The sequence below is a fragment of the Streptomyces sp. NRRL S-920 genome, assembly GCF_000717945.1.
Classification (GTDB): Bacteria; Actinomycetota; Actinomycetes; order Streptomycetales; family Streptomycetaceae; genus Streptomyces; species Streptomyces alboniger.
Window position 1 is genome coordinate 13313 of the sequence record NZ_JODF01000053.1, and the last position, 20562, is coordinate 33874.

At 72.4% G+C, this 20562-nt stretch carries 18 protein-coding genes; 6 read left to right on the forward strand and 12 right to left on the reverse strand.

The window, feature by feature from the left end:
• The first annotated feature begins 133 nt into the window (after positions 1-133).
• On the forward strand, positions 134-1543 hold the full coding sequence (locus IG54_RS0128925; RefSeq protein WP_234336381.1) for a Cys-Gln thioester bond-forming surface protein: 1410 nt from the start codon (positions 134-136) through the stop codon (positions 1541-1543).
• Between the two features lie 24 nt (positions 1544-1567).
• Here IG54_RS0128925 and IG54_RS0128930 read toward each other — a convergent pair whose 3' ends face one another.
• Complete coding sequence (locus IG54_RS0128930) at positions 1568-1864, reverse strand: DUF3303 family protein (protein WP_030790915.1); 297 nt, start codon at positions 1862-1864, stop codon at positions 1568-1570.
• Between the two features lie 222 nt (positions 1865-2086).
• On the opposite strand from IG54_RS0128930, the gene ettA reads away from it, so the two are divergent.
• The 3 genes from ettA to IG54_RS0128945 are packed head-to-tail and all read left to right on the forward strand — an operon-like array spanning position 2087 to position 4882.
• Complete coding sequence (gene ettA / locus IG54_RS0128935) at positions 2087-3751, forward strand: energy-dependent translational throttle protein EttA (protein ID WP_030790919.1); 1665 nt, start codon at positions 2087-2089, stop codon at positions 3749-3751.
• A gap of 7 nt (positions 3752-3758) precedes the next feature.
• Positions 3759-4199, forward strand: coding sequence for an acyl-CoA thioesterase (locus tag IG54_RS0128940; RefSeq protein ID WP_030790932.1), 441 nt, complete (start codon positions 3759-3761; stop codon positions 4197-4199).
• The gene (locus tag IG54_RS0128945; RefSeq protein ID WP_030790935.1) at positions 4196-4882 is read left to right on the forward strand and encodes a hypothetical protein; all 687 of its coding nucleotides are present in this window, start codon (positions 4196-4198) and stop codon (positions 4880-4882) included. The genes IG54_RS0128940 and IG54_RS0128945 overlap by 4 nt, the downstream gene beginning before the upstream one ends.
• Before the next feature lie 52 nt (positions 4883-4934).
• Here the strand turns inward: IG54_RS0128945 and IG54_RS0128950 are convergent, their stop codons facing one another.
• The gene (locus IG54_RS0128950; protein WP_030790939.1) at positions 4935-5348 is read right to left on the reverse strand and encodes a globin; all 414 of its coding nucleotides are present in this window, start codon (positions 5346-5348) and stop codon (positions 4935-4937) included.
• A 77-nt stretch (positions 5349-5425) separates the two neighbouring features.
• Here IG54_RS0128950 and IG54_RS0128955 point away from each other — a divergent pair, with 77 nt between their 5' ends.
• Complete coding sequence (locus IG54_RS0128955) at positions 5426-6385, forward strand: methyltransferase domain-containing protein (RefSeq protein ID WP_030790942.1); 960 nt, start codon at positions 5426-5428, stop codon at positions 6383-6385.
• Between the two features lie 18 nt (positions 6386-6403).
• On the opposite strand, the gene IG54_RS0128960 is transcribed toward IG54_RS0128955, so the two are convergent.
• The 4 genes from IG54_RS0128960 to IG54_RS0128975 form a co-directional block, all read right to left on the reverse strand.
• The gene (locus IG54_RS0128960) at positions 6404-7711 is read right to left on the reverse strand and encodes an FHA domain-containing protein (RefSeq protein ID WP_030790946.1); all 1308 of its coding nucleotides are present in this window, start codon (positions 7709-7711) and stop codon (positions 6404-6406) included.
• An 81-nt stretch (positions 7712-7792) separates the two neighbouring features.
• Entirely contained in the window at positions 7793-9148 is a 1356-nt protein-coding gene (locus IG54_RS0128965) for a vWA domain-containing protein (protein WP_030790949.1), read from the reverse strand.
• 134 nt (positions 9149-9282) lie between these two features.
• Entirely contained in the window at positions 9283-10698 is a 1416-nt protein-coding gene (locus tag IG54_RS0128970) for a PP2C family serine/threonine-protein phosphatase (protein ID WP_030790952.1), read from the reverse strand.
• A gap of 3 nt (positions 10699-10701) precedes the next feature.
• The gene (locus IG54_RS0128975; protein ID WP_420712294.1) at positions 10702-12858 is read right to left on the reverse strand and encodes a tetratricopeptide repeat protein; all 2157 of its coding nucleotides are present in this window, start codon (positions 12856-12858) and stop codon (positions 10702-10704) included.
• Between the two features lie 10 nt (positions 12859-12868).
• Between IG54_RS0128975 and IG54_RS43875 the strand changes: the two genes are divergently transcribed.
• Positions 12869-13213 carry a hypothetical protein gene (locus IG54_RS43875; RefSeq protein WP_420712295.1) on the forward strand — a complete coding sequence of 115 codons (345 nt, stop codon included), beginning with the start codon at positions 12869-12871 and terminating at the stop codon, positions 13211-13213.
• 13 nt (positions 13214-13226) lie between these two features.
• Here IG54_RS43875 and IG54_RS0128980 read toward each other — a convergent pair whose 3' ends face one another.
• The 6 genes from IG54_RS0128980 to IG54_RS0129005 form a co-directional block, all read right to left on the reverse strand.
• Positions 13227-14546 (reverse strand): hypothetical protein, encoded by a 1320-nt coding sequence (locus IG54_RS0128980; protein WP_030790958.1) that lies wholly within the window; start codon positions 14544-14546, stop codon positions 13227-13229.
• A 59-nt stretch (positions 14547-14605) separates the two neighbouring features.
• Positions 14606-15601: a glutamate ABC transporter substrate-binding protein gene (locus tag IG54_RS0128985; RefSeq protein ID WP_030790961.1), complete on the reverse strand. Its 996-nt coding sequence runs from the start codon at positions 15599-15601 to the stop codon at positions 14606-14608.
• 32 nt (positions 15602-15633) lie between these two features.
• Positions 15634-17178, reverse strand: coding sequence for a hypothetical protein (locus IG54_RS42215; protein WP_158708941.1), 1545 nt, complete (start codon positions 17176-17178; stop codon positions 15634-15636).
• A gap of 213 nt (positions 17179-17391) precedes the next feature.
• Complete coding sequence (locus IG54_RS0128995) at positions 17392-18387, reverse strand: N-acetylglucosamine kinase (RefSeq protein ID WP_030790967.1); 996 nt, start codon at positions 18385-18387, stop codon at positions 17392-17394.
• Positions 18378-19643: a 6-phospho-beta-glucosidase gene (locus tag IG54_RS0129000; RefSeq protein WP_030790970.1), complete on the reverse strand. Its 1266-nt coding sequence runs from the start codon at positions 19641-19643 to the stop codon at positions 18378-18380. Before IG54_RS0129000 ends, IG54_RS0128995 begins: the two co-directional genes overlap by 10 nt.
• A gap of 8 nt (positions 19644-19651) precedes the next feature.
• Complete coding sequence (locus tag IG54_RS0129005) at positions 19652-20557, reverse strand: carbohydrate ABC transporter permease (protein WP_030790973.1); 906 nt, start codon at positions 20555-20557, stop codon at positions 19652-19654.
• Positions 20558-20562: the final 5 nt, after the last annotated feature.

A 20562-nucleotide genomic window follows, 5' to 3' on the forward strand; every position in this document is an offset into this window, starting at 1 on the left:
GTAGCTCACGGGGCAGTTGGCAGGAGATGCCACGCAGGTGGCAGGGGATCCTGCCCCTTTCAATCTGCTGGCGGGACCACCCCCCATCGTTGTGAACGGGTCCCGCCCGGAGGGGAATTCAGTGTTTTCTGCGTTGTCCATACGTAGTCGAGGCGCCGCCCGTCTCGCCGCCGTGTCCGCGGCGACGGGGCTCGTCGCCGCGGGAGCGGTGGCCGCCGCGGGCGCGGCGGCGGCGGAGGAGGCCCCGCAGCACCGGGGCGGAGCGACCGCGACGCTGGGCGGATTGCAGACGTACGGCCAGGCCGTCGTCCGTGAGGGCGGCAGCTCGCAGCAGGTCCCCGCCGGGCTCTTCGAGATGTCCGTCGAGGGCGGCGGCACGCTCCAGACGTACTGCGTCGACATCCACAACCCCACGCAGAACGACGCCAAGTACCAGGAGACCCCCTGGAGCGGCACCTCGCTCGACGGCAATCGCGACGCGGGCCGGATCCGCTGGATCCTCCAGCACTCCTACCCACAGGTGAACGACCTGGCGGCGCTGGCCAAGAAGGCGGGCGCGACCTCCCTCACCGAGCAGTCCGCCGCGGCCGGCACCCAGGTGGCGATCTGGCGGTACTCGGACGGCGCACGGGTCGACGCCGTCGACCCGCAGGCCGAGAAGCTCGCCGACTATCTGCACAAGAGCGCGCGCGACAGCGCGGAGCCCAAGGCCTCGCTGACGCTGGAGCCGCCCGCCGTGTCCGGACAGGCCGGTGATCGGCTCGGCCCGGTCACCGTGCGGACCGACGCGGAAGCGGTGACGGTGACACCGCCCGCGGACTCCGTGGCGAGCGGCGTGAAGGTCGTCGGCAAGGACGGCAAGCCGGTGAAGTCCGCGGGCGACGGCAGCAGGCTCTACTTCGATGTCCCGGAGGAGGCGCCGGACGGCTCGGCCGCACTCTCGGTCCAGGCGTCGACGACCGTGCCGGTGGGCCGCGCCTTCACCTCCGAGACGAGGAGCCAAACGCAGATCCTCGCGGGCTCCAGCGAGTCGACGGTGTCCGCGACGGCGACGGCGGACTGGGCGGCCGAGGGCGCGGTACCGGCGCTGTCGGCGGAGAAGAACTGCGCCAAGGGCGGCGTCGACATCACGGCGAGCAACAAGGGAGACGAGCCCTTCACCTTCCGGTTGATGGGCTTCAAGCACACGATCGAGGCGGGCGCGTCGCAGACGGTGACGATCCCGTTGCAGGAGGATCAGCCCTACGACTTCACGATCAAGGGGCCGAACGGCGTCGAGAAGCGCTTCAAGGGCGTCCTCGACTGCGAGACCGAGGGCACCGCGACGGAAAACAAGGCCCAGCCTGCCAACGAGCCGAGCCCCGCGTCGGCGGGCGGCACCTCAGGCGGCGGCGACCTGGCCGAGACCGGCAGTTCGAGCAACACGCCGCTGATAGCCGGGATCGCCGTCGGCTTCGTCCTGATCGGCGGGGCGGCGGTCTTCTTCCTGCGCGCCAAGAAGGACCCGGCGGAGGCATCCGAGGAGACGTCCACGGAGAAGTGAACGGGGGGCGGCCGCCCGGCGGAGTCAGCTGTTCTGTAGGGCGGCAAGTCCCTTCTGGAGGTCTTCGGTGTTCATGACCGGGTGGATGTCGATCTCCGCGCCGAGTTGCTCGAAGAGCGGCTCGGCGATGGTGGGCATCTGTGAACTGTCCTGCATGTCGAAGACGAAGGTGCAGGACCGTCCGCCGTCGGAGGGGCCGAAGTAGGCCGCCTCGGGCTTGAGCGTCTCCGTCAGCGCCTGCATGATCTTCGGCAGTGCGCCGCTCCTGATGGCTTCGTTCGACGCCTGGGTGTCCAGCCGCGCTCGTAGCATGACCCTCATCACACCTACTCCTTCCGGCCACCACGACCGGCACGGTCTCATCCGCGCTCGCTGAGACCCGGTGACGTCTCTTTCAGCGTCCCTCCGCGCGATCGGAGCAGCAACATCTCGCTCGGGGCCCCGCCGAAAGGTCGCCGCCGACCCCGCTGGTTTCCTCCGGCGGGTGGCCGTACGGCAAGATGGGGTGTATCTGCCCACTCACTGATTGCCGGACGGTTTCTCTTGGCTGAGTACATCTACACCATGCGCAAGACGCGCAAGGCGCACGGCGACAAGGTGATCCTCGACGACGTCACCTTGAGCTTCCTTCCTGGCGCGAAGATCGGTGTCGTGGGCCCCAACGGCGCCGGTAAGTCCACGGTGCTCAAGATCATGGCGGGCATCGAGCAGCCCTCCAACGGCGATGCCTTCCTCTCGCCCGGCTACACCGTCGGCATGCTCCTCCAGGAGCCGCCCCTCGACGAGTCCAAGACCGTCCTGGAGAACGTGCAGGACGGGGCGAAGGAGGTCATGGGCAAGCTGCGGCGCTTCAACGAGGTCGCCGAGCTGATGGCCACCGACTACTCCGACGCGCTGATGGAGGAGATGGGCAAGCTCCAGGAGGACCTGGACCACGCCAACGCGTGGGACCTCGACGCCCAGCTGGAGCAGGCCATGGACGCCCTGGGCTGCCCGCCCGGCGACTGGGCCGTCACCAACCTCTCCGGTGGCGAGAAGCGCCGCGTCGCGCTCTGCAAGCTGCTCCTCGAAGCCCCCGACCTGCTGCTCCTCGACGAGCCCACCAACCACCTGGACGCCGAGTCCGTGCAGTGGCTGGAGCAGCACCTCGCGAAGTACCCCGGCACCGTCGTCGCCGTCACCCACGACCGGTACTTCCTCGACAACGTGGCGGGCTGGATCCTGGAGCTGGACCGCGGCCGCGCCATCGGCTACGAGGGCAACTACTCCACCTACCTGGAGACCAAGCAGACCCGTCTCAAGGTCGAGGGGCAGAAGGACGCCAAGCGCGCCAAGCGCCTCAAGGAAGAGCTTGAGTGGGTGCGCTCGAACGCCAAGGGGCGCCAGGCCAAGTCCAAGGCGCGCCTCGCCCGTTACGAGGAGATGGCCGCCGAGGCGGACAAGATGCGGAAGCTGGACTTCGAGGAGATCCAGATCCCGCCGGGCCCGCGCCTGGGCAACATCGTCGTCGAGGTCAACAACCTCTCGAAGGCCTTCGGCGAGAAGGTCCTGATCGACGACCTGAGCTTCACCCTGCCGCGCAACGGCATCGTCGGTGTCATCGGTCCGAACGGCGCGGGCAAGACCACGCTGTTCAAGATGATCCAGGGCCTGGAGGAGCCGGACGCCGGTTCCATCAAGGTCGGCGACACGGTCAAGATCTCCTACGTCGACCAGAGCCGCGCCAACATCGACCCGAAGAAGACCCTGTGGGCGGTCGTCTCGGACGAGCTGGACTACATCAACGTCGGCCAGGTCGAGATGCCGAGCCGCGCGTACGTGAGCGCCTTCGGCTTCAAGGGCCCGGACCAGCAGAAGCCCGCCGGTGTCCTCTCCGGCGGTGAGCGCAACCGCCTGAACCTCGCGCTCACCCTCAAGCAGGGCGGCAACCTGCTCCTCCTCGACGAACCGACGAACGACCTGGACGTCGAGACGCTGTCCTCGCTGGAGAACGCGCTGCTCGAGTTCCCGGGTGCGGCCGTGGTCGTCTCCCACGACCGCTGGTTCCTCGACCGCGTCGCCACGCACATCCTGGCGTACGAGGGCGACTCCAAGTGGTTCTGGTTCGAGGGCAACTTCGAGGCGTACGAGAAGAACAAGATCGAGCGGCTCGGCCCGGACGCGGCCCGTCCGCACCGCGCCACCTACAAGAAGCTCACGCGAGGCTGAGGCGGCTGTGGCTCGACACCTATACCAGTGCCCGCTGCGCTGGTCGGACATGGATGCCTTCGGGCACGTCAACAACGCCGTCTTCGTCCGGTACTTGGAGGAGGCGCGCATCGACTTCATGTTCCGGCTGGCGCCGGGTGACGGGTCCCCGTCGTTCTCGGGCGGCTCGGTCGTGGCCCGGCACGAGATCGACTACGTACGGCCGCTGGTGCACCGGCACGAGCCGGTCACCATCGAGTCGTGGGTGACGAAGATCGGCGCGGCCTCGCTGACGATCGCGTACGAGATCAAGGACGCGGACCAGGTGTATGTGCGGGCCTCGACCGTGGTCGTGCCGTTCGACCTGGAGGCGCAGCGGCCCCGGCGGATCTCGGCGGAGGAGAGGTCCTTCCTCCAGGAGTACGTCGACGACGGCTCCGACAGTGGCTCGGGGGCGCTCGCCGCATGACCGCGCGGCTGCACTTCGCCGATGCCGGGGAGGCGGGCGACCTCGCCGCCTTCCTGGCCCGGCTGATCCACTACGACAGGGCCGCCGCGGTGCGGCTCCAGGCCGCCGGGGACACGCTCGCCGTGTTCGGGCGGCCGCCGTCGTTCGAGGTGCTCGCCATTCGCACGGCGCGGCTCGCCAAGCCGTACGAGCACGGGCTCGACACCACGCTCGACGTCACCGTCTCCGCCGGTGAGTTCCTGGAGTACGTCGGGGAGTCGGCGCAGTCGGTGGCGGCGGCGGGCGTCGCCGCCGTACCGGAGGCTGTCACCGGGCCGCCCTGGGCGGGCGTGCTGCCGCCGCGGGGCGGCTGGCGGCAGGAGCCCGCGCTTCCCGTGATGGACGCGGTGCGGGCCCTGGTGGCGGCGGCCGTCACCGAATTCAAGGCCCGTGTCGAGGAACTGCCCGCCGAGCGGCGGGTGCGGGCCGAGCTGGACCGTGTGGGCCGGGAGATATGGTCCCGCACGATCGGCGGGACGGAGCTTCCCGTGCGGGCCGCGCACGCCGCGCAGTCCCTCGGGTTCCTGCGGGGGGACGCGCTGGCGCTGCTGTCCTCGGGGGCGTGGCTCCGGTTGCGTACGGCTTACGGGTCCGTCGCCGTGCGGCGGGCGGGGACCGGCGGGCTCTCGGTCACGCCCGCGTAGCAGCCGCGGGGCTCCGGTCAGCGCCCCGTCAGCCCCCCATCGGCCCTGTGACTCAGCCCTCCGAGTTCACCATCGACGCCGCCGCGTACGTCAGGTAGTTCCACAGCGTCCGCTCGTGCTCCTCGGAGAGGCCGAGCTGGTCGACCGCCGCCCGCATGTGCTTCAGCCAGGCGTCGTGCGCGGCCCTGTCCACCGTGAACGGCGCGTGCCGCATGCGCAGGCGCGGGTGGCCGCGGTTGTCGCTGTAGGTGCGGGGGCCGCCCCAGTACTGCATCAGGAAGAGCGCGAGGCGCTCCTCGGCCGGGCCCAGGTCCTCCTCCGGGTACATCGGCCGCAGCAGCGGATCCTCCGCGACCCCCTGGTAGAAGAAGTGCACCAGGCGCCGGAAGGTCTCCTCGCCGCCGACCTGTTCGTAGTAGGTCTGCTCCTGAAGCGTGCCGCGCGGGATCTCTTTCACAACGTCCATGGTCTCAGACGGGGCGACCGAGGACGGAAGGCTTAGGACCACTCGCATCGGCGGCCTCCGCGCCGCACAGTGGACCCATGGAACCCGATCCCGCACTCGTCGCGGAGGTACGGGCCGCCCTGGTGCGCGCGATCGAGGCGAGCGGGGCCTGGCGGGACGATCCCGCCTGGCGGGCGGCGTTCGAGGCCGTGCCGCGGCACCTGTTCGTGCCGTATTACTACGTCGGCGCCGGCGGCGGCTACGAACGGCTGTGGGGCGAGGACCCCGACCCCGGGCGCCGCACCCGCTGGCTGCGCGGGGCCTACGCCGACGCGCCGCTCGCCACGCGCCTGCGCGACGGGGAGCTGATCTCCTCCAGCAGCCAGCCGTCCCTGATGGCGAGGATGCTCGTCGAACTGGACGTGCGCGAGACGGACCGCGTCCTGGAGATCGGCGCGGGTACCGGCTACAACGCGGCGCTGCTCGCCCACCGGCTCGGCGACGACCACGTCACGACCGTCGACCTCGACCCCGAGATCACGGAGTCCGCGCGGCGGCATCTGGCGGCCGCCGGATACCGCCCGGCCGTGGTGACCGGCGACGGGGCGGCCGGCTGTCCCGAGCGCGCGCCCTACGACCGGATCATCGTCACCTGCACCCTCACCTCGGTGCCCCGGCGCTGGCTCGCCCAGTGCGCGCCCGGCGCCCGCGTCCTCGCGCCGCTGGCCACCGGCCTGATCGCGCTGACCGTACGGGACGCCGAGCACGCCGAGGGGCGCTTCCTGCACACGCCCGCCTACTTCGTGCCGTTGCGCGGCGGCAGCGGAAGGGCCCCTCTTGAGCGGCACGTCGGAGGGCTGCCGCGCCGGGCCTTGCAGAACGAGCTGTTCCGCTTCCTCCTCGAGCTGACCGGGGGCAGCCTGGATCCGCACGAGGCCCTCGCGCTGTGGGAGCGCGAGGGCCGTCCGGTGCGCGAGCGCTTCGGGGTCACCGTGCGCGGGCGGTACGAGTGGGCCTGGCTGGACGACCCCGAGGGGCCGTACGTCTGGCCGCTGTGACCGCCCGCGGGCGCGGGGTCAGTCGCGGCGGACCGTGATCGTCGTCCAGGCGCCCACGTGCACCTGGTCGCCGTCCTGGAGCGGGACGGGCACGAACGGCTGGATGGGCTCCTCGCCGCCGTTGACCGTGGTGCCGTTCGTGGAGTTCTGGTCGACGACCGCCCAGCTGCCGTCCGGCTGCTGGACCAGGACCGCGTGCTGGTGCGAGACGCCCGGATCCTCAGGCGGCACCGACAGATCGATGTCCGGGGTGTCGCCCGTGGAGTGGCGGCGGCGGCCGATGGAGATCTGGTTGCCGGACAGCGGGCGCTGCTGCTCGGGGGAGTAGGCGGGCAGGTTCAGGCCCGACGCCTCGGGGCCGCTGCGCTGCATCATCGCCATGAAGTACTCGCGGTCGGGGCCGATCGTCGCCGTCCACGTGCCGGGCCCCTGCTGGGCCTGCGGCTGCGATGCCTGCGGCTGCGGCTGCTCCTGCTGTGGCGGCTGCGGCGCCTGGTGCTGCTGCGGCGCCTGCTGCTGCGGGGGAACCTGCTGGAAAACGTCCTGCCGCTGGAACTGCTGCTGAGGCTGCTGCGGCTGCGCCGGGGACGACGGCGGCGAGATCACCCAGTCGTCGTCCCCGCCGAAGGCCGGGCCGCCGGAGCCGGGCTGCGGCGGGGGCGGCGGACCCTGCGGGGCGCCCGACTCCTGCGGGAACGCGGGCGGCGCGGGCGGACCGGGTTGCTGGAACGCCTGCGGGGCACCGGGGGGCGGGGCCTGGCCGGGACCTTGCCCGCCATAGCCCTGCCGGCCCGGACCGGGCTGACCAGGGCCGTGCTGACCAGGGCCGGGCTGGCCGGGGCGCCCGCCGTTGCCTCCGCCGTTGCCGAACGGCGGGATCGGCTCGGCGGGGCGGTTCATCTGCGAGGGGCGCGAGCCCTGGTACTCGTACGGGCCCTGCCCGGGGTGCTGCGGAGGCCTGCCGGGACCGCCCTGGGTGCCGGGCAGCGGCGGGTTCGGCGCGGCCGGGGTGTAAGACGTCGCGGTGTTCGTCAGGAAGTTCCAGCGGCACTCCTCGCAGAACGGCGCGTTCGCCTCGCGGGGCGTGCGGCACTGCGGGCAGAGCTGCGCCTCGGGCGCCGGTTCCGGCACGGACGCCGGATGCGGGCGCCCGGCGCCGGGCTGCGGGAAGTTCTGGTCCTGACCGGGGGGCGGCGGGGGATAGCCGTACCCGGCCGCGGGCGGCGGCGGGGGAGGGGGCGGCGGTACGGCACCGGCCATGCGGTGACCGCAGACCTCGCACCAGTCGTCGGAACCCGACTGGTGTCCGTTCGGGCAGGTCGGCATGTCGGCGCTTCCCCCTCTCCTTCTCCGGCCCGAGGGCCGTACGTACTGCTTCGGTGTCGTCGGCGGCGCCGGGGCGCCGCGCTACTGCTTCTTCACGCGAACGGTCTTCGTCGACCGTGTCTCGAGTGTCATCTCGTCGGCCTCGGCGACCTTCGCCTTCAATCGAACAGTACCTTCCGCGGCATCCACCACGTCCACCACCTTCGAAAGCAGCTTCGCCGTATCCGCGTTGCCCGAGGCGGCCGCCAGCTGGACGGCGCGGCCGAGTTTGGCGGTCGCCCCGTCGACATCTCCCGATTTGCGGGCGTCGAGTCCCTGCTGGATGACCTGCGCCAGCTCCGCCTGGCCCGTGTAGTGCGCGACCTGCGGATTGATGGAGGTGGAGGCCGCCACGTCGTCCGTCCACACCGCGCGCACCAGGCCCTGCGAGAGGGTCTGTGTGCTGCCGTCGGCCTGCGGCACGATCAGGGAGACCCGGGCCGCGAGCATCTCCTGGCCGATGGCGGCGCTCGGCACCCGTACACAGATGTGGTAGTCGCGGGACTCGTCGCCCCACGACCCCGTGGGGTAGTCCCCGAAGCGCGGCCCCGCCTCCGTGCGCCGGTCCGTCAGCTCCTCGACCGTGGGCGCCACTTGCTTGACGAACTTGATCTCCACGCCCACCGGGGTCCACAGCCGCAGACTGACGTCGGCGACCTCCTTGCCCATCGCCGTCTCCATCATCTGTGTGAAGTCGGCGGAGAGACCGGCCGGGTCGGCGACGATGTCGGCGGTGCCGAGCAGCGCGGAGGCTATGCCGGTGACCTCCTTCACCTCCCAGTCCGTGCCGACGCCGCGGGCGTCGCAGGTGAAGCGGCCCGCGCAGGCGTCGAGGGCGGCCTTGAGGTCCTCGGGCGACTCGTGTTCGTTACGGCCGTCGGTGAGCAGGATGCCGTGCCGCACCGCCGACGCGGCGAGGTCGGCGGAGCCCAGCAGGCGGTCGGCGAGCCGCAGCCAGGTGCCGATCGCCGTGCCGCCGCCCGCGCTGAGCCTGCGCAGCGCCTGTTTGGCCTGCTCGCGGGTGTCCGGGCCCGCCACCGCGAGGCGGCCGTTGCCCGGATAGACCTCCGTGGCGATGTGCGTGCCGCCGATCACCGCGAAGTGCACGCCGTCGCGCACGGCGTCGATGGCGGCGGCCGTCGCGTCCCTGGCGCCCCGCATCTTCGTCGGCGGATAGTCCATGGAGCCGGAACAGTCGACCATGATCGCCACGGCGGCGTCCGGGCTCTGCCCCGCGGCGTAGAGATGCGGGGCGCTCACCGCGGAACCGATCGTCCCGCCCCCGGTGGAGGTCACCGTGGCGATGGCGTTGACCTCGCGGCCGCCCTCCGGCAGGAACTCGTTCTGGTAGACGTCGACCGAGAACTGCGGCACGGTCGACTTCGAGAAATTGGCCATGGAACTGCTCCCCCTCAGATCCTGAGAACCACACGACCCGGTACGGCCCCCCGCCCGGCCCTAGGGCGCGTCCGCGAAGTCCCGCCTGCGTCGCGACGCCCTGCGGGCGAACGACGGGACTTCGCGGACACGCCCTAGGCCGATCCTGCCCCTTGCGGCGCGTAGGGGAACGGGACGACCGCCACTGTTACGTTGTCGTGGCCCCCGCCGTCGAGCGCGTGGCCGACCAGGACCTGGGCGCTGTGCAGCGGCCGGTCCGCGGCGTCGGCGGGCACGGCGCGCGCCATGTCCTCGACCGCTTCGGCGTAGTTCCACAGTCCGTCCGTGCACACCACCACGACACCCGCGCGGTCCGGCTTGAAGGAAGCGGTGTGCGGCTCCAGTTCGTACGCGTCCGCGCCGAGCCAGCCCGTGATGGCGTGGGCGCGGTCGTCGGCGTACGCCTCGGCCTCGTTCATCAGTCCCGCCGCGACCATCTGCGCGGCCCACGAGTCGTCCTCGGTGAGACGGACGGCGGGGCCGCTGCGGTCGTCGGGGACCCAGTACGCGCGGCTGTCGCCGACCCAGCCGACGACGAGCAGGCCCCCGGCGACGACCGCGCCGACCAGGGTGCAGGCGGGCGCGTTCTGGTGCGGGCTGTGCTCGCGCTCGGCAGCGGGCTCGGTGGCCAGGGAGTTGACGGCGTCGGCGGCCGACAGGATGGCCTCGTGCATGGCCTGCTGCGGGTGCGTGCCGCGCGGCAGTGAGCCCTGGAGCGATTCGTTGGCGGCGCGGGAGGCGGCGAGCGAGGCCTCGTCGGGGCGGGTCGCGGAGGAGACGCCGTCGCAGACGATCGCGACGACGGCGGGGGAGCCGTCGGGCAGCGCGGCGGCGGAGATCGCGAACGCGTCCTCGTTGCGGTGGTGGCGCAGGCCCCGGTCGCTGACCGCGGCGACCGCGTCCAGCTCCTCCTCCAGGTGGTCGCGCTCGCGCGGCTGGGCGTGCCCGCAGTTCTCGCAGTAGCCGTCCGGGTCGACGCGGCCGGAGCGGCAGGCCACGCAGAGCTTGGTGCCCGGGGGCGGGGTGGGCTCGGGCGCGCTGGTCCGCGGGTCGGCGGGCTCGACGGCGTCGGCGGAACCAGCGGGCGGCGTGGCACTAGCGGGCGGCGCGGCACCAACGGGCGGTGTGGCACCGGCGGGCGACGCCGCGTCAGCGGACGCGGGGGCCTCGGCGGGCGCGGGGGCCGGCGCGGGCAGCGGGTACTCGTCCGGCTCCCTCAACTCCGCCCCTCCGGAATGCCCCGCCCCGCCGGAAAGCTCCGTCCCCCCGGAGTCCGTCCCCGGCAGGTCGGTGGGCAGATGGGTGGGCGCCGGGGTGTCGGAGCTGTCCGTCCCGGGCGCGGCGGGCCACTCGGCGGGCCGGTCCGCCGCCGGGGCGGACCCGTTGGGGGAGCCGGCCGGACGGGCCGGCACCGCCGACAGGTCGTACCCGCACGCACCACAGAACAGGTCGCCCGACTCCAGCGGCTCCTCACAGCTGGGGCAGGCAGACAGTTGGGGCATCTGCGACATCACTCACACCCACGTCCGGGGGCGGAAGCGGTTGGCCCGCTCCACCAGTTCGATCCTCTCCTCGCCACCCTGTGCGAGCCGGGCCAGCGTCCGGTACGAACGCTCCAGACCGAACCGGAGACCGCGCTCGTCCAGGTCACTGCCGAGCAGCACGGTCCGCGTCCCGGCGGTGGCCGGTGGCGCGGAGACGTGACCAGAGTGCCTACCGGAGAGTACCCAGTCGAGCGCCGACCCCAGTACCTCGGTCGACAGGCGTTCCCTGCGCACCGCGTCGAGACCGAAGCCCGCGAGCGCCTCCAGCTGTCCCGCGGCCGCCATCAGGTCGTCCAGGAACGCGGCACCGGGCGAGGCCGTCGGCGAGTCCAGACGGCGGCGCAGACGCGCCCGCACCGCCGCGACCCGGGCCGCGGTGTAGTGGATGGAGGACTCCGGCACCGACTCCAGGGTGCGCACCGCGCCGGCCCGGTCGTCGGCGGCGAGCTGCACCCTGGCCAGGCCGAACGCGGCGCTCACATAGCTCGGATCGGTGGCCCACACCAGGCGGTAGTACTCGGCGGCGTTGTCCAGCTGGCCGAGGACCTCCGCGCACACGGCGAGCGCCAGCTTCGGCGCGGCCTCGCCGGGAAACGCGTCGTAGACCGCGTCGAAGGACAGCGCGGCGCTCTCGAAGTCCCCGGTCGCCAGGGCCGCCACGCCCCGGTACCAGACCACGCGCCAGTCATCCGGATGGCGGCGCTCCAGGTCGGCGAGGGCCTCGGCGGCGGGGGCCGACTCCCCCATGGCGAGCCGCGCGCGCAGGGCGCGGAGCTGGAGTTCCACCGAGTCGGCGGGCGCCGCCCCGAGCGCGGCGATCAGCTCGGCGGGCGCGGAGGCCATCAGTCCGGCGAGGAAGCCCGCGTTCGGGTCGCCCGGGTCGACGCGCGGCACCGGCAGCGCCAGCGCGGTCGCGGCGGCGTCCAGCGGCCGGACGAGCGCGGCGGGCGGTGCGGACGGCGGTGCGGACGGCAGCTCCCGGCGGCCGCCAGAGCCCTCCGGTGTGAGCGGGCGCACCCCGAGTAGCGACACGTCACCCGTGAGTTCGGCGAACAGCTCCGTGTCCGTGACCTTCACCTCGGGTCCGAACAGGGTGGAGAGCGAGGGGCGCGGCTTGCCCGTCTGGAGTGCCACGACCTCCCGCAGGACGCCCGTGAGCTGCTCGGCCATCTCCTGCGCGGACGCGAAGCGGCGGGCGGGATCGGGGTCGGTGGCGCGGACGAGGAGCCGGTAGAACGACTCGTACTGGCGGAAGACCTCGATGTTGTCGGGGTCGGGCAGGGAGTCCACGAATACGTTCGTATAGCCCTGGAAGTCGAACGTCAGGACGGCGAGCGTGCGCGCGACCGTGTAGAGGTCGGAGGCCACCGAGGGCCCCACCTCGGCGACTTCGGGGGCCTGGTAGCCGACCGTGCCGTAGATCGCGGACTCGTCGTCGTCCATCCTGCGGACCGCGCCCATGTCGATGACCTTGAGCTGGCCCTCGGTCTGGATGGCGTTGTCGACCTTGAAGTCGCAGTACAGGAGATTGCGGCTGTGCAGATGGCCGAGCGCCTCAAGCGCCTCGATGCCGTACGCGCACGCCTGCTCGACCGGCAGCGGGTCGCGCTTGCCGTCGGCCGTACGGCGGCCGTTGGCGATCTCCTTCAGGGACTTGCCGCCCACGTACTCCATGACGATGTAGCCGTCCATGGAGCCCGTGCGCTGGTCCAGGTGCTCGACGAAGTTGTAGATCCGCACGATGTTGGCGTGCTCGATCTCGGCGAGGAAGCGGCGCTCGGAGATCGCGGCGGCCATCGCGTCCTGGTCGCCCGTGTCGAGCAGGCCCTTGAGGACCACCCAGCGGTCGGACACCGCCCGGTCGATGGCGAGATAGACCCAGCCGAGCCCGCCGTGGGCCAGACAGCCCACGACCTCGTACTGTCCGTGCACGATGTCGCCGGGGTTCAGCTTCGGCACGAAGGAGTACGGGTGGCCGCACTTGGTGCAGAAGCCCTCGGTGCGGCCCGGCCGGTCGCCACGCGCGCGGCCCACCGGCGCCCCGCAGTCCGAGCGCGAGCAGAACCGCTTCCGCTCGGGGACCTCCGGCTTCTCCTGCACCGCCCCGCGCGGGTCGGGACGCGGCACGTCCGGCACGGTGACGAGCCCGACGCCGAGCCGCCCGCGCCCCGACGAACCGGTGGAGGAGCCCGAGCTGCGCACCGACACCGAACGCGACGTCGAACGGCCGGACAGGGAGCGGGAGAGCCGGCCCGACACCGACCTCCGTGAGGACTGCGAGCGGGAGGAACGGGACGACCGCGACGACGAGCGTGCGCTGGAACTGCTGGAGCCGCGTGCCCCCCTGCCGCCGCCCGTGATGCCGGTCGGCTCCGAGCCGACCAGGCCGTTCGGCGCCACGACCGGGGCGAGACCGCACGTGTCGCAGTACAGCTCGCCGCCGCCGACGTCCTCGTACGCGCCCGTGCACCCGGGCCGCTGACACTGTGGCCGGCTCACGCGTCCCCCCTCCGGTCGGTGGGCCCGCCCTGCTGCGGGACCCTCGGCGCGAGCACCTCGGCGGCCGCCCGCTGATAGCGCAGCACCGCCTGCTCGGCCACGCGCAGATCGCAGGGCGCGCTCCACAGCATCCGGCGGGCCGCGTCGTACCGCTCGATCAGGAGCGGGTCCTCGGCGTGGCCGTGCCGGGCCACCTTCGCCCGGTACGCGTCCAGGCGGCCACGCAGCTCCGCGCGGACCGCCAGGGGCGCCGTGACGGCGGTCAACGACTCGCGAGCGCGCAGCAGTTCGTCCTCGGCCTTCTCCTCCAGGGACTCCAGGAGCGGGGAGAGGCGGTGCCACTGGGCGTGCCTGCGGAAGTCCGACGCCATCGCCAGCTGCTCCTGGAGGGCGGTCGAGGGGCCGCTGACCGCGGGCACCTCGGAGGCGGCGATCTTGGCGAGGACCTCGCCGCGGGCGCTCCTGGCCTCCGCGAGGGTGCGGTCCGCGCGGGAGAGCACGTCCCGCAGCCTGCCGAGGCGGGCCTCCGCGTCCTGGCGGACGGTGAGCACCGCCTCGATCTCGCGGCGCACCTCCTCCAGGGCGCGTGCCTCACGGTCGTACCGGTCGGTGTGCGCGCGGCCGCCGCCGGGCGCCGAACTGCCCTCCGCGCGCTGCCAGAAGGCGAGCGGGTCGCTGATCACCTGCTCGCGCAGGGCGGTCAGGGAGCGGGTGATGCGCTCCAGGTCGTCGCCCGCGGGATGCTCCCCGGGGCGTACGCCCACGGAGTGCGCGAGGTGGCGGGTGCGGGCCAGTTCGGCGGCGAGCAGATCGATGCGGGCGGGCAGCGCCGACCACACGGCGTCGGCGGCGACGACCATGTCGAGGGAGTGCGCGTACAGGTCGTTCATCCGGCTCACCAGCTCTTCGAGCGTGAAGCGCTCGGTGAGCTTGGCGGGTTCCGTGAGCGACGGGGAGGTACCGGACGTGGAGGCGCCCGCGACGGTCACGGACTCGCCGCGCAGCAGCTCCGTCAGCTCGGCCAGGTCGTCGTGGCTGGGCCAGCGCCTGCGGGCGCGCAGCTCGCGGGCGGTGTTCAGCGCCCCGGCGTAGGCGTCGAAGTAGGCCCAGAGCAGCGTGATGCGCTGTTCCGTGGCGCTCCAGCGCTCCTCGGTGACGCCGGTGAGCCGGGCGCCTTCCAGGAGACGGCGGCCCGCGTGGTCCTGGAGGGCGAGCAGCGAGGTCTCGATCGCCTCGTGCTCGGCGTCGAGCCGCGCCAGCGCACGGTCCACCTCGTCCCGGTCCATCACCGGACCAGGGGGTCCCGTGACGCTCATCGATCACCTCTCCGCTCTGCGTTGCCGCGACACTTCAGTGGTACCGGCCGGTCGGCCGGTCAGTCGCGGTACTCCGGGTCCGGCGGGCCCGACACCTTGCCGAGGCCCCCCTTGAGCCACTTGTCGTACGACTTGCGCCAGCCGTTCTTCTTGTCCTCGCGATAGTCGTCGAGGACCTTGTTGACCCGGCGGACCAAATCGTCCGAGCCCTTCTTCATCGCCACGCCGTAGTGCTCCGTGGTGAAGGGCTCCTCGCCCTTGAGTTCGACCGTGGGGTCCTGCGCGGCCTGGCCCGCGGCGAGCGCGCTGTCGGTCACCACGGCGTCCACCTCGCCGAGCTGGAGCCGCACGAGGCAGTCGAGCTGGTTGGGCACGGTGGTGGAGATGTCGGCGCCGAAGTCCTCCTTCTCCAGCTCCTCCAGGGCGATGGAGCCCGCCGCGGAGCAGACCTTCTTGCCCTTGAGCGACGCGTTGTAGCCCGTGATGTCGTCGGACTTCCTGGGGGCGAGCACCTGCTGCCCCGTCTCGAAGTACCCGGTGGAGAAGTCGACGTCCTTCAGCCGCTCGCAGTTGACCGTCATGGTGCGTACGACCATGTCGACCTGGCCGCTCTTGATCGCGGGGATGCGCTGGTTGGTCGGTATGGCGCGGAAGACGATGGCGTCGCGGTCGCCGAAGATCTCCTCGGCGATCTCCCGCGCGAGGTCGATGTCGAATCCCTCCAGCTCCCCGCCCTTCTTGTTCGGATCGCGGTAGCCCCAGCGGTAGCTGTTCTGGTCGACGCCGACGATGAGCTTCTTGACCTCGCGGTTCTTGATGGCCTCGATCGTCGGGCCGTCCTTGTCGGACGGGCGCAGGCTCTGGTCGTTGCAGTCGTCGGCGTCCGCCCGCGCGGGTGCGGCCACCGTCACGCCCGAGCCGCCGCTCACCGTCCGGCCACCGCTCTGCTGCGGGGGGAGGGCCAGTACGAGCGCCCCCGTCAGGGCGCATGCCGCGCCCATCGCGCCGACCCCGCCCCAGCCGCGCAGCCTCCTCGTGCCACGTCGTGTCCGCATCGTCTGCGCGCCCCCTTCCACCTCTGACTCCATCACCGGTACTCCGAAAGCCTGCGGCCGATGCCGAGCACGGCGCCCGCCGCGGCGACGAGCGCGAGCACGGCGGCGCCGACCGGCAGCCCGCTCATGGCGCCCCTGCCGTCCCTGGCGGCCTGCTTGAACTCACGCTGTTCGTGCGCCAGGGCCCGGTCCAGGGCGGCGTCCACATTGTCGAAGCACTCGCCGGTCGGCTCGGCGTTCTTGTCGTCCTTGTTACCGATGACCTTGTCGAGGGCGCCTTGGTAGTCACCGGAGTCGTCGCTGGAGCGGGCCTCCTTGTGGCGGTCCTTCCAGACGCCCACATTGGCGACCGCCTGCTTGACCGGCCGCTTCCCCGCCAGGTCGTCGGCGAGGGCGACCGCCTTGCCGAGCAGTCCGCTGTCGCCGTCGCCGAGCTGCCTCATCTGCGCGCGGTAGGAGACGTCGAACTTGTCCTCGGTCTCGCCGTTCACCTCGGCGGTCTCCGCGCCGCGGCTGACCAGCGTCAGGTTCTCGTTGCCGCGGGCCTTCAGGGAGCTGATGCGGGCGTCGTTGAGGACGTTCAGGGAGCGGACCCCGTGGTCGTACGACTCGTTCAGGCCCGAGCGGGCGAAGGTGTGGCCGGCGACGAGCCAGAGCAGGACGACGGCCGTGGCGGCGGTCGCGGCGAGCAGGCCGTGGTTGAACACCCGGTTGGTCCGGCGGTAGTTGCGGCGCTGGGCCCAGGCGAGGGCGGCGAGCGCGAGGACGCCGAGGGCGATGGCGAGCCAGGGGTACGGCTTGGCCTTGCCGTAGTCGGAGCCGAGCCGTTCGTTCTCCGCCTTGTAGAGCTTCTCGGCGGCCGGGAGCATCTGCGTCTGCATCTTGTCGTTGGCGTAGCGCAGATAGGCGCCGCCGAGCGGCAGGCCCTGGCGGTTGTTGGCGCGGGCGCGCTCGATCAGGCCCGTGTACTGGGGCAGTAGTTTGTTCAGCTTGCCGACGGCGGCCGCCGACGAGGCGTCCGAGCCCGCGTTCGACGCGGCCGTGGCGAGCTTCTGGGAGGCCCGCGCGATGTCCCGTTCGTAGCGGTCGCGGACGGCCGCGGGCTCCTGGCCGCCCGCCAGGAAGCCGCTGGACGCGGCGGTGTTGGCGTCCGCCAGCGAGCGGTAGATGGCCGCGGCGTCGGCGCTCAGCGGCTGGCTGCGGTGCAGCACGTCGTCCGCGGCGGCCGAGCGCTCCGTCATCTGCCAGGTGGTGAGCGCGCCGAACGCGACGACGAGCAGCGCGAGGACGGCGCCGATGATCCGCAGCCTGCCCGGCTCGGTGGTCGCCGCGGCGCGCAGCCGTTCCGTGCCCTCGGCCCAGGCGGTGCGGCGCGGGGCGGTGGGGGCCTGCTGGGCCGGCTGCCGCCCGGCGGGCGGGATGCCGGGACCCTGCGGCGGGACAACCGGCATCGCAGGCGCCGGCATCGCGGGCGCGGGCTGTCCGGGGGCGGGCCCCGGCGGCCCGGGCGGGCCCGGCGGCGCCGCGCGGCCGTTCGGCGGATATGTCACCTGGACCTCGACCTCCCCCTCGGTCATCGGACGGTCACCTCCGCCCGACGCGCGCGGCGCGGGACGAAGTACACACGGCCGCAAGTATTGCGCCAGGGACAGACATCCGCACACTTCTTGTCTCGATCTTGCGCGGATCCTCCCTCTTGAACACGAGATTGAGGGGCCTTCGGTTCCCGCCCGCGTGCGCGGCGCGGGCGGGAGCGCACGAGGGCGGGCGGCAGACGGACGGGGCGCGTGTCAGCGCCGGTGCACCCCGGTTTCGTAATGCGCCCGCACGCGCGCGTGCACCTGCGCGGGCGCGCCCACTTGGTCGAGGCCGAGCAGGGCCGCGCCCAGGACGGGCCGGGCCGTGACCACCCGGGGCTCGGCCTTGGGAGCCCGCTCGGAGAGCAACGCCCGCACGCGGTCGTCCAGTTGGGGGTGGCGGGCCGCCAGGACGCTGCCGCCGAGCACGACAGGGGCCTTCTCGCCGAGCAGGTCCAGGCGGTCCAGGGCCACGGTCGACATCGCGACGACCTCGTCGGCCATCCGGTCCACCAACGAGCGCGCCACCGCGTCTCCCGCGGCGGCGGTGGCGAAGAGGACCGGCGTCAACTCATGCCGCCTGGCGGGGGAGAGGCGCCCCAGGTGCAGCGCCTCGATCAGCGCGTACATGGACGGCAGGCCGAAGTGCGCGGGCAGCGTCTCGCGCAGCGCGGTCGGCCCGCCGCGGCCGTCCTCGGCCCGTGCCGCGTGCCACAGCGCCTCCTCGGCGAGGCCGCCGCCCCCGCCCCAGTCGCCGGAGATCCTGCCGATCGCGGGGAAGCGGGCGGTGCGGCCGTCCGGCAGCATGCCCACGCAGTTGATGCCCGCCCCGCACACCACGGCCACGCCCCGCGGCTCCGCGTCCTCCAGGAGCCCGGCGCGCAGCACGGCGAAGGTGTCGTTGCGCACCTCGACGGAGGCACCCCAGCCGCGCCGCCGCAGCGCGTCCGCCAACTGCCGTTCCTCGACCGGCAGATCGGCGTTGGCCAGGCAGGCGGACACATGGCCCACGGAGTCGGCGCCCGCCTCGGCGAGCGCCCGCGCCACCGCCTCCGCGAGCACGTCAACCGCGGGCTCGACGCCGACGAGAGGTGGCTGGAACCCGCCGCCGCGTGCCGTGCCGGCGATCCGCCCCTCGGCATCGATCACCGCGACGTCGGTCTTGCTGTTGCCCGCGTCGATCGCGAGCACGCTCGTGCCTACGCCCACGCCAGGTGCTCCCGGTTGTGCGCGAGGAGGCTGTCGGTGAGCCTCTCCGCGTACGCGTACTGGCCGATCAGCGGGTGGGCGAGCAGCGCCTTGAAGACGCGGTCGCGGCCGCCGCGCAGGGCCGCGTCCAGCGCCAGGTCCTCGTACGCCGTGACGTTGGCGATCAGGCCCGAGTACAGCGGGTCGAGTGCGGGCACGGCCAGGGGCTTGGCGCCCGAGCCGTCCACGGCCGCCTGGACCTCGATGACCGCGTCGTCGGGGAGGAAGGGCAGCGTGCCGTTGTTGACGGTGTTCACCACCTGGTAGGGGCTGCCGCCGTTGCCCAGCAGCGAGGCCGCGAGGTCCACGGCCGCCTCGGAGTAGAACGCGCCGCCGCGCCTGGCGAGCAGCTCCGGCTTCTCGTCGAGTGCCGGGTCGCCGTACATGGCCAGCAACTCCCGCTCCATCGCGGCGACTTCGGCGGCGCGTGACGGTTTCGTCCGCAGCTCCTCGACGACCGCGTCGTGCTGGTAGTAGTAGCGCAGGTAGTACGAGGGCACGACGCCGAGCCGGTCGACCAGCTCGCGCGGCATGTGAAGGTCCTCGGCGACGGCGTCCCCGTGCCGCTCCAAGAGCCTCGGCAGCACGTCGTCGCCACCGGGCCCCCCGATGCGTACGCCCGTCTCCCACGTCAGGTGGTTGAGCCCCACGTGATCGAGGTGCACCTCGCCCGGCGCGACGTCGAGCAGCTTCGCGAACTTCCGCTGGAAGCCGATCGCCACGTTGCACAGCCCGACCGCCTTGTGCCCGGCCTGGAGCAGCGCCCGCGTGACGATGCCCACCGGGTTGGTGAAGTCGATGATCCAGGCGTTCGGGTTGGTGCGGCGTACGCGCTCGGCGATGTCCAGGACGACCGGCACCGTGCGCAGCGCCTTCGCGAGGCCGCCCGCGCCGGTCGTCTCCTGGCCGACGCAGCCGCACTCCAGCGGCCAGGTCTCGTCCTGCTGCCGGGCCGCCTGCCCGCCGACGCGCAGTTGCAGCAGGACCGCGTCGGCGTCCGCGACGCCCGCGTCGACGTCGGAGGTGGTGACGACGCGGCCCGGGTGGCCCTGCTTGGCGAAGATGCGCCGCGCGAGGCCGCCCACCAGCTCCAGACGGTCGGCGGCCGGGTCGACCAGGACCAGTTCCCCGATCGGCAGGGTGTCCCTCAACCGCGCGAATCCGTCGATGAGTTCGGGTGTGTAGGTCGACCCTCCGCCGACCACTGCGAGCTTCATTACGTGTCTCAGCCCTTTACTCCGGTGAGGGTGACGCCTTCGACGAAGGCCTTCTGTGCGAAGAAGAAGACGACGATGACCGGCGCCATGACGAGCAGGGTGGCGGCCATGGTGAGGTTCCAGTTGACGCTGTGGGCGCTCTTGAACGATTCGAGGCCGTAACTCAGTGTCCAGGCGCCGGGGTTCTGGGCCGCGTAGATCTGCGGCCCGAAGTAGTCGTTCCAGCAGTAGAAGAACTGGAAGAGCGCGATGGCGGCGATGCCCGGCTTGGCCATCGGCACGACGATCTTGACGAGCGTACGGAACTCGCCGCAGCCGTCCACCTTCGCCGACTCGATGTACTCCTTCGGGATGGTCAGCAGGAACTGCCGCAGGAGGAAGATCGAGTACGCGTCGCCGAACGCCATCGGGATGATCAGCGGCCACAGCGTGCCCGACAGGTGCAGCTGCTGCGCCCAGACCAGGTACATGGGGATCACGATGACCTGCGGCGGCAGCATCATCGTCGAGATGACCAGCAGCATCGCGGTGCGCCGGCCGCGGAAGCGGAACTTGGCGAGTGCGTACGCCACGGGGATCGCCGAGCAGACCGTGAGGAGCGTGCCGAGGCCCGCGTACAGCAGGGAGTTGCGCCACCACTCCAGGAAGCCCGGGGTGTCGAACACCGTCTTGTAGTTGGACCAGTTCCAGGAGTCGGGCCACAGCTCGCCGCTCATCGCCTGGGAGTCGCTCATCACCGACGTCAGGAAGACGAAGACGAACGGCAGGACGAACAGCAGCGCGATCGCGAGGGCGACGCTGTGGACGGCTATCCAGTGCAGGATGCGCTTGCGGCGGGCGCGGGCGGCGGCGGGGCCCCGGAGCGGGGCGGTCCGCTCGGGTGCGGCGGGCGCGCGGAGAGTCGTGGTCGTCATCGGTC

Excerpts from the sequence above, each read along its gene's own strand:
- IG54_RS0128985 (WP_030790961.1), bottom strand. The coding sequence starts at position 15,601 with ATGCGGACACGACGTGGCACGAGGAGGCTGCGCGGCTGGGGCGGGGTC.
- IG54_RS0128960 (WP_030790946.1), bottom strand. The coding sequence starts at position 7,711 with ATGCCGACCTGCCCGAACGGACACCAGTCGGGTTCCGACGACTGGTGC.
- IG54_RS0128950 (WP_030790939.1), bottom strand. The coding sequence starts at position 5,348 with ATGGACGTTGTGAAAGAGATCCCGCGCGGCACGCTTCAGGAGCAGACC.
- IG54_RS0128980 (WP_030790958.1), bottom strand. The coding sequence starts at position 14,546 with ATGAGCGTCACGGGACCCCCTGGTCCGGTGATGGACCGGGACGAGGTG.
- IG54_RS0128970 (WP_030790952.1), bottom strand. The coding sequence starts at position 10,698 with ATGTCGCAGATGCCCCAACTGTCTGCCTGCCCCAGCTGTGAGGAGCCG.
- IG54_RS0129005 (WP_030790973.1), bottom strand. The coding sequence starts at position 20,557 with ATGACGACCACGACTCTCCGCGCGCCCGCCGCACCCGAGCGGACCGCC.
- IG54_RS0128945 (WP_030790935.1), top strand. The coding sequence starts at position 4,196 with ATGACCGCGCGGCTGCACTTCGCCGATGCCGGGGAGGCGGGCGACCTC.
- IG54_RS0129000 (WP_030790970.1), bottom strand. The coding sequence starts at position 19,643 with ATGAAGCTCGCAGTGGTCGGCGGAGGGTCGACCTACACACCCGAACTC.
- IG54_RS0128930 (WP_030790915.1), bottom strand. The coding sequence starts at position 1,864 with ATGAGGGTCATGCTACGAGCGCGGCTGGACACCCAGGCGTCGAACGAA.
- IG54_RS0128955 (WP_030790942.1), top strand. The coding sequence starts at position 5,426 with ATGGAACCCGATCCCGCACTCGTCGCGGAGGTACGGGCCGCCCTGGTG.
- IG54_RS0128965 (WP_030790949.1), bottom strand. The coding sequence starts at position 9,148 with ATGGCCAATTTCTCGAAGTCGACCGTGCCGCAGTTCTCGGTCGACGTC.
- IG54_RS42215 (WP_158708941.1), bottom strand. The coding sequence starts at position 17,178 with ATGACCGAGGGGGAGGTCGAGGTCCAGGTGACATATCCGCCGAACGGC.